8 protein-coding genes are annotated in these 12,801 nt (G+C 67.7%); 4 read left to right on the forward strand and 4 right to left on the reverse strand.

Annotated features, from left to right (window positions below):
• Positions 1–813: 813 nt before the first annotated feature.
• On the reverse strand, positions 814–3,492 hold the full coding sequence (locus tag ABEA50_RS15795; RefSeq protein WP_345496127.1) for a bifunctional acetate--CoA ligase family protein/GNAT family N-acetyltransferase: 2,679 nt from the start codon (positions 3,490–3,492) through the stop codon (positions 814–816).
• Positions 3,485–4,750, reverse strand: coding sequence for an acetoin utilization protein AcuC (locus tag ABEA50_RS15800; protein ID WP_345496128.1), 1,266 nt, complete (start codon positions 4,748–4,750; stop codon positions 3,485–3,487). Before ABEA50_RS15800 ends, ABEA50_RS15795 begins: the two co-directional genes overlap by 8 nt.
• Positions 4,751–4,960: 210 nt before the next feature.
• Here ABEA50_RS15800 and ABEA50_RS15805 point away from each other — a divergent pair, with 210 nt between their 5' ends.
• Positions 4,961–5,647 (forward strand): metal-dependent transcriptional regulator, encoded by a 687-nt coding sequence (locus tag ABEA50_RS15805; RefSeq protein WP_345496130.1) that lies wholly within the window; start codon positions 4,961–4,963, stop codon positions 5,645–5,647.
• 3 nt (positions 5,648–5,650) lie between these two features.
• Positions 5,651–6,631 (forward strand): UDP-glucose 4-epimerase GalE, encoded by a 981-nt coding sequence (gene galE / locus ABEA50_RS15810; RefSeq protein WP_345496131.1) that lies wholly within the window; start codon positions 5,651–5,653, stop codon positions 6,629–6,631.
• Positions 6,632–6,645: 14 nt separating this feature from the next.
• Here galE and ABEA50_RS15815 read toward each other — a convergent pair whose 3' ends face one another.
• Both ABEA50_RS15815 and ABEA50_RS15820 read right to left on the reverse strand, forming a co-directional pair.
• Positions 6,646–8,058 (reverse strand): DUF4192 domain-containing protein, encoded by a 1,413-nt coding sequence (locus ABEA50_RS15815; protein ID WP_345496133.1) that lies wholly within the window; start codon positions 8,056–8,058, stop codon positions 6,646–6,648.
• A 120-nt stretch (positions 8,059–8,178) separates the two neighbouring features.
• Positions 8,179–8,883: a sensor domain-containing protein gene (locus tag ABEA50_RS15820; protein WP_345496135.1), complete on the reverse strand. Its 705-nt coding sequence runs from the start codon at positions 8,881–8,883 to the stop codon at positions 8,179–8,181.
• Positions 8,884–9,242: 359 nt separating this feature from the next.
• On the opposite strand from ABEA50_RS15820, the gene ABEA50_RS15825 reads away from it, so the two are divergent.
• Positions 9,243–10,190 (forward strand): PAC2 family protein, encoded by a 948-nt coding sequence (locus tag ABEA50_RS15825; protein WP_345496136.1) that lies wholly within the window; start codon positions 9,243–9,245, stop codon positions 10,188–10,190.
• 85 nt (positions 10,191–10,275) lie between these two features.
• Positions 10,276–12,774, forward strand: a complete 2,499-nt coding sequence (locus ABEA50_RS15830; protein WP_345496137.1) for a DEAD/DEAH box helicase — start codon at positions 10,276–10,278, stop codon at positions 12,772–12,774.
• Positions 12,775–12,801: the final 27 nt, after the last annotated feature.

Here is a 12,801-nt window from a genome sequence, read left to right on the forward strand (position 1 = left end):
CGACAGGCGGCGATGGGACGACGATCATGCACGTGGTCACTGCGGCCCTGTTCATCGGCGGAAGGTCCGGCGTGGGGGAAGAGCAGTCTCGGCAACGAGATCCACGCCATGCTGTCGGCTGCCGCGGTGTGGCACTGCCTGATCGAGGGTGACTTTCGATATGGCTTACCCGACTCCCTGGGAGCACAGGCTTGCCGAACGAAATCTCGCTGCCATGGGGGCCAACTACCGCGCGCTCGGATACCAACGGCTGGTCTACACCGATACCGCCAGCGTATCGGCCGAGGTGATCGACCAGTCGACGGAGGCGATGGGTGATCACCCCAACGGCACGGGCGTGCTTTTGACCCGCACGGACGCGACCGCTCACCGGCGTATCGGTCAACGCGAGATCGGCTCGGAGCTAGACATCCCTCTGGAGCGCAGTGCCGCGATGGCACGTCGCCTCGAGGGCTGTTCGCCATCCTGGGTGCACCGGATAGCGACCGATGACCGAACGACCACCGAGATCGCCACTGCGGTCGTCCTGCTCACGGAATGGCTCCCGTCGCCCTCTCGAACGGATCACGTTCAGCCCGACGCGGGACGGGGTGGTCGGAATACGCATGAGTCGCCACCGGGCGACGAGGCCCAGCCACGGCGACAGCCTCCAGAGGCGCTGCGGCGCTTCGACTTCCGAATCAGGGTGATCGCGAGGGTTCCGCCGAATAGATAAGGGTCGTTCGTCTTCCACTCTGTCGAGCTGTTGCCTGGTCACCGGGACATCTCCGACGACCGGCGGCCAGGCTGGGTACGGTCGAGCGCGCACGGCACTCAGGCCAATCGGCGGGGGCCGGTGTCGAAGCGGCTGGGCTCCGGGCCGATTCGTCCTCTGGCGTAGAGGATTTCCGCCGAATCCGGTGACGCGAGCACCGGGTCGAAGGACAGTTCGCGCATTTCCGGTAGGTCGTCGAAGAGCGCCGAAATGCGTTGCGCGAGTTCGGCCAGCGCGGCCTTGTCGACTCTGGGGCTCGCCGGGGTTCCCGACAGCAGGGGCGAGGCGCGGGGAGCGTCGATGAGGGCGGTCGATTCGTCGGTGGTGAGCGGGAGCGCGCGATAGGCGCGGTCACCGAGCATTTCGATGATCAGACCGGAAAGACCGAACTCGATGACCGACCCGAACGATGGATCGTCCTGTACTCGAAGCACACACCCGACCCCTTTGGTCGCCATCTTCTGAATGTGCAACACCGGATCACCCGACACCGCCGCCAGGTCTCGATAGCCCTGGCGCACCGCCTCCGGCCGCCACAGGTCGAGGCGGACGCCGGTGAGATCGGCTCTGCGGCGCCAGATTTCGCCGGTCGCCTTCGCCGCCACCGGATACCCGAGTTCTTCGGCCGCCTCGACCGCTTCCTCGGCGTTGTGCACCGCACGGAACTCGACCACCGAAATGCCGTAACAGGACAGCAGATCCACCACTTCCAGGTCGGTGAGCCAGCGACCGCCCGAGGCGGCCATCCAGTGCGTCACCAGCCCCCGTGCCCGTTCGGCATCGATACCGTCGGGGCGCCGCACCGACGACACCGGCCTGGTACGCCACTGCGCGTATCTGCCCACCAGCGCCAGTGCGCGGGCGGCTCGTTCCGGGTCGGGGTAGGAGGGGATCGAGCCGCGCACGGCAGCGGCGCCCTCGCCACGCTCGGCGAGCAGATTCGGAATTCCCTGTTCGGCGACGAACGTGGTCAGGATCGGCTTGTCGGCCTCGGGCACGGCGGCCACCGCCGCGCGGATGGCGTCGGCGAACCCGGCGGACGGCAAGGGCACCGGCGGCGCGAAAACCACGATCACCGAATCGGTCTCACTCGAACGCAGCGCCGCGACCACCGCGTCGAGGTAGGCGCCCGGCGTCGCCTCCGGCCCGAGATTCACCGGCTGCGCGATTTCGAGCCCCTCACCGCGTGCCGCGTCGACGGCCAGCCAGTTCAGCGCGGCGCTGTTGCCGACAACCGCGAGCCGCGAGCCGCGTGGCAACGGCTGATATCCCAGCAGCGCGGCGCAATCGAACATCTCCGAGATCGAGTCGACCTGCACGATTCCGGCCTGCGCGAACAGGTCGCGCACGATCGAACGGTCCATGTCGCCGACGGGCACGGTGCGTGCGGCGAATCTGCCGCTGCTCACGGCGACGATCGGCTTGGTTCGTGCCACCCGGCGCGCGATGCGGGAGAACTTGCGCGGATTACCGAAACTCTCCAGATACAGCAGGATTACGTCGGTGTCCTGGTCACTGTCCCAATATTGCAGCAGGTCGTTACCGGACACATCGGCACGGGTGCCTGCCGAGACGAAGGTCGACAAACCGAGATTGCGCGCGGCGGCCTCGCCGAGAATGGCCGCACCGAGTGGACCGGACTGACAGAAGAATCCGATCCGACCGCGGCCGGGCAGTATCGAGGCCAGCGTGGCATTCAGCGCGACGTTCCGATCGGTGTTCGCGATGCCGAGCGCACTCGGGCCGACCACGCGCATGCCATGTCCGCGCGCCGCCTCGACCAGTTCTCGTTCGGCCGCACCACCACCCGTCGCGCCCTCGTCGAATCCGGCGGTGAGCACCACCAGACCCTTGACGCCTTTGGCCATGCAATCGTCGAGCACCGACGCGATCTCCACCGGAGGGACAGCGACCACCGCGAGATCCACCTCGTCCGGTATCTCGCGCACGGTCGCGTACGCGCGCACACCGCGCACCGCTCGCCGATTCGGATTCACCGGAAATACCGGCCCCTGAAACACCCCGGACAGCAGGTTGTTGAGCACCGCACCGCCGACTCGCCCCGCACTCGGGGTCGCACCGATGACCGCAACCGACCTCGGCGCGAGCAGGTTGCCCACACTGCGCGCTTCCGAGGCGCGCTCACGTGAATCACGCACCGACAACAGTGCTTCGGTGGGGTCGATGGCGAATTCCAGGTGCAGCACCGATCCGTCTCTGCTGCGCTCGACCTGGTATCCCGCGTCCCGGAACACGGTGACCATGACGGTGTTCTCGGCGAGGACCTCCGCCACGAACGTCTCGATCCGGTTCTCCGCGGCGGCGCCGGCCAGGTGTTCGAGCAGGACCGAACCGAGTCCACGGCCCTGGTGTCCGTCGGCGACCACGAAGGCGACCTCCGCGGCACGCCGGTCGGTGCGGTCGAGAAGTTCATAGCGTCCGACCGCGACGATGGCGCCGCCGAGTTCGAGCAGCAAACCGACCCGATCGCGGTAATCGACGTGGGTGGTGCGGTACAGGTCTTTCGGTGAGATCTTCGGGTAGGGGCCGAAGTACCGCAGGTAGCGGCTGCGGTCGGAGAGCCCGGCATGGAATTCCTGGAGGCGGTCGGCGTCCGCGGGCGCGATCGGGCGCAGCCGTACCACGCCACCGTCGGAGGCGAGCACATCGGCGAACCAGTGCTGCGGCGGCGGGGGCGGGACCGCCGGAGTATTCGGGGTATCGATGGGCTCAGTCACGCGGGTCCTCCGGATCCAGGCCGAGCAGTCCGAATGTTGCTCTGCGGGTGGCGAGTACGGCCATGTCGGTCGCCCGTTGGGCGCGGTCGACGCGCTCGTCACCGGTTTCTTCGGTACCGCCGGGGCCACCCCACCTTCGATAGGCGGTATCCCCACCGTCGCCCATGACGGTCGGCGGAATCGACCGTGGTGCTTCGGATTTCACCCGGTCTATCCAGTCCTGTGGGATCGGCGTCTGCGGCGAAATCGGCCGATCGAGGGCGATGCCGAGCAGGTGGGTCCATGCCCTCGGCACGACCCGTACCAGTCCATAACCCCCGCCACCGACCGCGAGCCAGCGCCCCTCGGCGTACCGGTCGGCGAGCTCGCGCATCGCCAGAAAGGCGGCGCGCTGACCGTCCACGGTGAGTTCGAGATCGGCCAACGGATCTTCTCTGTGCGTATCCACGCCGCATTGGCTGACGACGATCTGCGGCCGAAACGCCGCGACCGCGCTGGGCGCGACCGCGTGAAAACCGCGCAACCACTGTGCGTCTCGGGTGCCCGGCATGACCGGCAGGTTGATCGCGGTGCCCTCCCCCGCACCCGCGCCGATTTCCTCCGGCCACCCGGTATTCGGCCACAGCGCCGCGGGGTGCTGGTGCATCGACACCGTGAGCACTCTCGGGTCACCGTAGAAAGCGCGTTGCACGCCGTCGCCGTGGTGCACATCGACATCGAGGTAGGCGATCCGGTCGAAGCCGTGGTCGAGCAGCCAGGAGATCGCCACCGCCACATCGTTGTAGACGCAGAAGCCCGAGGCGCTGGCCGCCATCGCGTGGTGCATCCCGCCACCGATGCTCACCGCTCGTCTCGTCCGCCCTTCGGCGATGGCGCGCGCCGCGGCGAGGGTACCGCCGACGATCACCGAGGCGGCCTCGTGCATCCGAGGAAAGACCGGGTTGTCGGTCGAGCCGAGCCCGTAGGGCGCCACCGCGAGTGGCTCGGCGGGCGGGCGGGCGGCACGAACCGCCTCGATGTAGTCACCGGTGTGGACGCGCAGGAGATCGGGCATCGCCGCAGTAGCGGGTCGCAGCGTCTCGACACCGTCGAGCAATCCGAGACTTTCCGCCAACGCCATGGTGAACTTCAGCCGCGCCGGTTGCATCGGGTGCTGTGGCGTCCAGGTGTACTCGAGGAACCGGTCGGACCAGACGACGGTCGCGTCGCGCGGCTCGTCGGGTTCGTTCAGCGGATCGCTGGGCACTGCGGAGGCCATACTCGCCACGCTAGCGGGAAGCATGCGACCCTGGTGAACGTTCTCATGCAGTAGAAATGCAAGTGAGTATGGCGACGGCGACCCGCCGGGCGCCGACAGGTTCTCCGCAGCGCGACCGAGGGTGTCGCGCGCCACGCCGAATGACGCGATCCGGCAGACGGTCATGCCATGGTGCGCGGGTAGAATTCGTGCAGACGAAGGGGTTAACAGGTGAAAGATCTGGTCGACACCACGGAGATGTACCTCCGTACCATTTACGACCTCGAGGAAGAGGGCGTCGTTCCCCTGCGCGCCCGCATCGCCGAGCGCCTCGAACAGAGTGGGCCGACGGTGAGCCAGACCGTAGCGCGGATGGAACGAGACGGCCTGCTGTTGGTGGCGGGTGATCGCCACCTCGAGCTCACCGAGAAGGGCCGAGGCATGGCGGTCGCGGTCATGCGCAAACACCGTTTGGCCGAACGCCTGCTGGTCGACGTGATCGGCCTGGACTGGCAGAACGTGCACGCGGAGGCGTGCCGCTGGGAGCACGTGATGAGCGAGGACGTCGAGCGGCGCCTGGTCGAGGTGCTCAACCACCCGACCACCTCGCCGTACGGCAACCCGATTCCCGGCCTGGACGAGCTCGGCATCGTGCCCATCTCCGCCGCGGACGAGAAGCTGATCCGCCTGTCGGATCTGCCGACCAATCAAGTCCACGCCGTCGTCGTGCGCAGGCTCGCCGAACACATCCAGACCGACCCCGATGTGATCAGCCAATTGCGTGAGGCCGGTGTCGTTCCCGACGCACGCGTCACGGTCGAGGCGCGGCCGGGTTCGGTGGTCATCACCATGCCTGGCCACAGCGGGTTCGAATTGTCCGATGAAATGTCGCACGCGATCCAAGTGAAGCTGGTCTGATCTGTGAAACTCCTTGTCACCGGTGGCGCCGGATATGTCGGTGGTGTCTGCGCGCAGGTGCTGCTCGAGGCAGGTCACGACGTCGTTGTCGTGGATGATCTCTCGACCGGCAACGCGGACGGCGTTCCGGCCGAGGCGCGGTTCGTCGAAGGTGACGTCGCCGACACCGCCGCTCGTCTGCTCGGGTCCGAGAGTTTCGACGGCGTGCTGCATTTCGCCGCGCAGTCGTTGGTCGGCGAATCGGTGGAACAGCCGGAGAAGTACTGGCGCGGCAATGTGGTGAAGACCTTCCAGCTGCTGGAGGCGATGCGCGAGACCGGAACGCCACGACTGGTGTTCTCCTCGACCGCCGCGGTATACGGCGAGCCGCAACAGGTCCCGATCACCGAGCAGGCTCCTGCGCAGCCGACCAACCCGTACGGCGCGTCGAAATTGGCCATCGATCACGCGATCAGCTCCTACGCGATCGCGCATGGCTTGGCGGCCACCAGCCTTCGCTACTTCAACGTCGCCGGCGCCTACGGCGGCCTCGGTGAGAATCGTGTGGTGGAGACACACCTCATTCCGCTGGTCCTGCAGGTTGCCGCGGGGCATCGCAAGGCCATTTCGGTGTTCGGCACCGACTGGCCGACGCCGGACGGGACCGCGGTGCGCGACTACATCCACATTCGCGACCTCGCCCAGGCGCATCTGCTCGCGCTGGGCAGCTCCGAGGCCGGGACCCACCGCATCTACAACCTGGGTAGCGGAACGGGTTTCTCCGTACGCCAGGTGATCTCGGCGTGCGAACGGGTGACGGGCCTGCCGATCACCGCCCAGGACGCGCCCCGTCGGCCGGGCGATCCCGCGACGCTGATCGCGTCGAGCGAGCGGGCCATCGCCGAACTCGGCTGGCGGCCCGAGCACAATGACCTCGATGAGATCGTCTCGGACGCTTGGGATTTTCTGCGCTCGCTCGGTGCGCGAGCACACAGCGCCGGATAACTCGAACATCGCGGTCACCCGGCGACCGGGCCGAGATCTACGCCGAGGGCGTCGGCGATTCGGCGTCCGCTGAGCGCGAGGCGGCGTATTTGGTCCGGGCGCATGCCAAGGCGCAGCGAGGTGTCCAAAAGGACGGCGATCGAGTGCGTCGCCATGGCCGTCAGGGCGGCTTCCAGCGCGATACCCGCCAGCGAACCGTCGCCGCGCACGTAGGCGCTGTAGGCCAACAGCGTCGCGGCCTCGGCCCGGTCAGCACCCGGCAGCGCCCGTGTCAGCACGACCCACAACTGCTCGGCAGCCACCGCGTGATCGCCGATCGCCAAGCCGAAAGCGGCATCACGGATCGACCTATCGCGCAGTGCCACCGCTATTTCTGCGATCTCCACCGGCATGAGCTCGACACCGGATTCGACGTTCGCGATCTGCCAGAGCAGATGTTCGAGAGCCTGCCTGCTGTGGTTGTCGGGGTTACCTTGACGTGCGGCCTCGGTGTACCGCTGTTTCGACGCGGCGAACGCGCGGTCCAGGCGCGGGGGCATGGTCGCGGCGAGCTCGTCGTCGCATGCCACCATGGCGGCCAAGTCCGCGCGCGACGCTCGAATCAACCGTCCGTCGAGCACGTGTGACAACGTGACCACCGAGGTCGCCGGGTCGGGCAGTGTCCCACCCTGATTGGCATCCGACAGGCTCCACCAGCGTTGCTGTGGCGCGATCGCGCCGACCGCCCACGCGCCGCCGAGCTCCACGTCGTGCGCGCCGACCCGCCGCGCCACCGCCGCGACGAGGGCGGCGAATCGCCGATCGGCGCCACGCGTGCCCGCCGCGCCGTCACGCGTCGCGCGGCCGGCGAGGTCGCTACCGTCGGCCCGGTCGTCGACGACGACCATCAGTACCTCGGCGGCGTCGGCCTGCGCGCAGATCCGGATCACGTGCGAGGCCAGGGTTCCCGCACGAATCCGTTGCCCGCCTTCCCCATCCAGATCGAATCGGACGACAGCATCGACTCTCGCGGCTTCGTTCTGCTGCGCTCGCCGGAGCACGAGCACCACCAGCGATCGTTGCGGAACGAATCCGAGCATCGCCGGGATCGCGACGATGAGATCGCCGGGTTCATGGACGCTGACGGCACGCTGCGGACGTGCGCGCCCATATTCGGGTGGCGGCTCGGCGCACTCCGTGCCGGTAGGTGTGTGATCGGCGACGAAGGTGCTCGCACCGCCTGAGCGTGCCGCACGACCAGAGCGCGGCGACGAACAGTTGCGCTCATAGCGAACAGCGCCACGGGGGTGCGGCATCGCCACGACGCCGGTGTCGCGGTGCGTAGCGAGGCGCGGTGTCGTGGCTCGGGGCGCAGTGCGTGCGGCGCGCCCCTTCGGCGTGGCACCGGAGCGCCCAGCGGACGCGTCGGGGTCTGCGGGAGTGGTCATGGGTCGATCTTGCTGTCCCAGCGCGCCACCGAAAGCACGACGACCAGCGGATTCTTTTGCTCTGTGGATAGTTTTTCGCTGTGGATCAAATGGGCGAACGGCCCGCGTATTCGCAGGCTTTCAGGACTGTCGTACCTTGCGCGCGGCAGTGTCGAACAGCTCTCGCAGCGCCACGCCGTCCGGCGGTGTTTCGGCGAAAGTCATGTACGCCACGGTGATTCGTACGTCGGCGAACTGGCCGACGAACACCATCATCGACTGTGTCAACCCCGTGCCGTGCACCTGGGGCAGTACCGTCCGCCGCAGGGCCACAGTGTCGTCGAGATTCGCGACGGGTGGCGCGTCGAGTTCGGTGCGCACGGTGGTCTCCGCACCCGCTCGACGGACTCGCACCGCAGCGCAGGCCGCCACCCTGTCGCGTAGCGCCGTGAGCGGCTGCTCGGTGCGGGTCAGCTCGACGGTGAGCGTGGCGCGTGCCGCGTCGTCGGTGCCCACGGCCGCCGCGGTCAGGTCGGATCCGGTTCGCGGGTGGTCGGGAGCACATTCGCCCGGCAGCACGGTCGCGCCCTGCCCCACCCCGGTCAAGTCCCCCGCCGCTTGCGCCGCGGCCTCGGGCGACAGCACGACCGCGGGATAACCGGCGGGAAACCGCGTGGGGTCCGGCAGCAACGTCGACAATTCCGCCTCCACGTGCCGCGCTCCCACCGTGGTCACCTCGGCGACCGGCCGTCCCGCGACGTTCGCACCACACCCCGCGCTCACCAGCACGAACACGACGGGCAGGACACGTCGCAACCGCCAACGCGTCGAATTCGCCACAGCCACCGGGTCACTGTGCCAAACTCCGCATGCCCCGGTGGGCTTGCCACGCCGCCGGACGGGAATGTGTACGGGTTCGGCGCTGTTGGCTCGACGTAGAGGTCGGTATCCGGCCGTGTGCGGTAGTAGTCGTCGGCATGGGGGACAATGGACCGTGATCCCTCGTCTCGGATGGCTGCCCCGGCTCGGAGGGCTACCCGGCTCGGGCAGTTCGACGTCGATGCCCACCGTCGCGGGGTGAAACCGCGGCGGGGATCACGGTGCACCCCGACGTCGATCGACCAGAGTCAGCCGATGTCACGAGGTGCGCCTGCGGTTTTCGCCGAGGCGGAGGAACGCGGGAACCGCGCAGGAAGGAGTACGCGATGGACTACGAATCGCGAATGTACGAATTGGAGTTTCCCGCTCCGCAGCTGTCGTCCGACGACGGCTTCGGACCGGTGCTGGTGCACGGACTGGAAGGCTTCACCGACGCAGGACACGCGGTGCGGCTGGCCACGACACACCTGCGCGAGAGCCTGGAGAGCGAACTCGTCGCGTCGTTCGACGTGGACGAACTGCTGGACTACCGCTCGCGGCGTCCGCTGATGACGTTCAAGACCGATCACTTCGCCGATTACGCCGAGCCGGAGCTCAACCTCTGGGCGCTGCGCGATACCGAGGGAACACCGTTCCTGCTGCTGTCCGGAATCGAGCCGGACCTGCGGTGGGAGAAGTTCACCACCGCCGTGCGACTGCTCGCCGAACAACTCGGGGTGCGCCGCAGCATCGGACTGAGCGCGATCCCGATGGCGATCCCGCACACCCGCCCGCTCGGCGTCACCGCACACTCCTCCGACCGTGAGCTGATCGGTGAGCACCAGCGGTGGCCGGGCGAGCTGCAGGTGCCGGGCAGTGCGTCGTCGTTGCTGGAGTACCGGATGGCTCAGCATGGTCACGAGTCGCTCGGGTTCTCGGTGCACGTGCCGCACTACCTGTCGCAGACCTCCTACCCGGAGGCCGCGCAGACGCTGTTGGAGAACGTCGCCGACAACGCGGGCCTCGACATCCCGCTGGCCGCGCTCGGTGAGGCGGCCGCGCGGGTGCGTGAGCAGGTCAACGAGCACATCTCGGGTAACTCGGAGGTGGAGACCGTCGTGCACGCGCTCGAGCGCCAGTACGACAGCTTCGTGACCGCGCAGGAAACTCAGTCCAGTCTGCTGGTCGGTGACGGCGAGCTGCCCAGCGGTGACGAACTCGGTGCCGAGTTCGAGAAATTCCTCGCCGAACAGGGTGGCTACGAGGGCGACGGCGACGGCAAGGGCCTCGCCTGACGCCACCGGCGACGCTCGGGGTCCGCTCGCCCGACGACGATCACCGTGAACGGGTCGCCGTATCCGAACCCGTAGGGTATGGCGAGTGGATCTGACCGAGCTGCTGGAGATACCGGGGACCGATGCCGACGCGCTCTACGATTCCTTCGGGGCGTGGGCGCAGGCCAATGGCACCCCGTTGTATCCGGCGCAGGACGAGGCGCTGCTCGAACTCGCCTCCGGTGCCCACGTCATCCTGTCGACGCCGACCGGTTCGGGGAAATCCTTGGTCGCGGTCGGCGCACACCTGTTCGCGCTGGCCCGTGGCCAGCGCACCTATTACACCGCGCCGATCAAGGCGCTGGTCAGCGAGAAATTCTTTGCCCTGTGTGAGTTGTTCGGCGCCGAACGCGTCGGCATGGTCACCGGCGACGCCGCGGTGAATCCGGAGGCCCCGATCATCTGCGCGACCGCGGAGATCGTGGCGAACATGGCGTTGCGCGAGGGCGCGGCCGCCGATGTCGGCCAGGTCGTGATGGATGAGTTCCACTTCTACGCCGACCCGGATCGGGGCTGGGCCTGGCAGGTTCCGCTGATCGAGCTGCCGGGTGTGCAGTTTCTGTTGATGTCGGCCACGCTCGGCGAGGTCGACTTCTTCGCCGAGGACCTGCGCCGCCGCACGGGACGACCGCTCGCGGTGGTATCGGGCACCGAACGCCCGGTGCCACTGCATTTCTCGTATGCGCGCACACCCATCACCGAGACGATGGAAGAACTGGTCACCACGCACCAGGCGCCGATCTATGTCGTGCATTTCACGCAGGCCGCGGCGCTGGAACGCGCGCAGGCGCTGACGAGTGTGAATTTCGCCAGCCGCGCGGAGAAGGACGCGATCGCCGAGGCACTCGGCGCGTTCCGGTTCGCCTCCGGCTTCGGCAAGACGCTGTCGCGATTGATCAGGCACGGCATCGGCGTGCACCACGCGGGGATGCTGCCGAAGTACCGCCGCCTGGTGGAACGCCTGGCGCAGGACGGCCTGCTGAAGGTGGTGTGCGGCACCGACACTCTCGGTGTCGGCATCAATGTACCGATCCGCACGGTGCTGCTCACCGGTCTCACCAAGTACGACGGCGTGCGCACTCGTCGGCTGAAAGCCCGTGAGTTCCACCAGATCGCGGGCCGGGCGGGGCGGGCGGGCTACGACACGATGGGCACGGTCGTTGTACAGGCGCCCGAGCACGAGGTGGAGAACACTCGCCTACTCGCCAAAGCGGGTGACGACCCGAAAAAACAGCGGAAGGTGCAGCGCCGCAAGCCACCCGAGGGGTTCGTGTCCTGGAGTGCGGAGACCTTCGATCGCCTGGTCGCCGCGCGTCCGGAACCGATGGTGTCGCGCTTCGCGGTGACCAATTCCATGCTGCTCAATGTGATCGCACGGCCGGGTAACTGTTTCGACGCGATGCGCCACCTCCTGGAAGACAATCACGAGCCGCGCCCGGCGCAGCGCAAACACATCCTGCGCGCGATTCGGCTCTATCGAGCGTTGCGCGACGCCGGGGTGGTGCAGCAACTAGAGCATCCCGACGCCAGTGGGCGTCGCGCCAGGCTGACGGTGGATCTGCAGCGCGATTTCGCGCTCGATCAGCCGCTGTCCCCGTTCGCGTTGGCCGCACTGGAACTGCTCGACAAGGAGTCTCCCGGCTATACCCTCGATGTGGTGTCGCTCATCGAATCGACCATGGAGGATCCGCGTCAGCTGCTGATGGCACAGCAGCACAAGGCGCGCGGCGCGGCGATCGCGGAGATGAAGGCCGACGGCATCGACTACGACGAGCGGATGGAACTGCTCGAGGAGGTCACCTGGCCGAAGCCGCTGGCCGAGCTGATCGAGCCAGCTTTCGAGACCTACCGCGCCGGGCACCCCTGGGTGTCGGAGTTCGCGCCGTCGCCGAAAGCGGTGGTGCGGGACATGATCGAACGCTCGATGACCTTCGCGGAGCTGATCTCCTTCTATGAACTGGCCCGCTCGGAGGGCGTGGTTCTGCGGTACCTGGCCGACGCCTACCGCGCGTTGCGCCGCACGGTGCCCGACGCCGCGCGGACCGAGGAACTGGACGACATCACCGAGTGGCTGGGAGAACTCGTCCGCCAGGTGGATTCGAGCCTGTTGGACGAGTGGGAGCAGCTGACCGGGCCCGGCGCGGAGATCGACAAGGACCAACTCGCGTTCGGCGCGGAAACCATCCGGCCCATCTCGGCCAACGAGCGTGCCTTCCGGGTGATGGTGCGCAACGCGTTGTTCCGGCGCGTGGAGTTGGCGGCGTTGCGACGCTGGGATGCCTTGGCGGAGCTGGGTCCCGGCCCGGACTGGGCCGAGGAGCTGGCACCGTACTTCGCCGAGTACGAGCAGATCGGCACCGGTCAGGACGCACGGGGGCCGCAGCTGTTCCAGGTGGAACGAAGACCAGGTTTCTGGCACGTGCGCCAGGTATTGGACGATCCTTCGGGTGATCATGGCTGGTCGATCGTCGCCGTGGTGGATCTCGCGGAGTCCGATGCCGCCGGTGAGGTCGTCTTCGACGAGATCACCGTGTCCGAGGGCTGATTCGCCGTTTCGGGCGCACGTGTTGTG

This window comes from Nocardia callitridis (assembly GCF_039543305.1).
Taxonomy (GTDB): Bacteria; Actinomycetota; Actinomycetes; order Mycobacteriales; family Mycobacteriaceae; genus Nocardia; species Nocardia callitridis.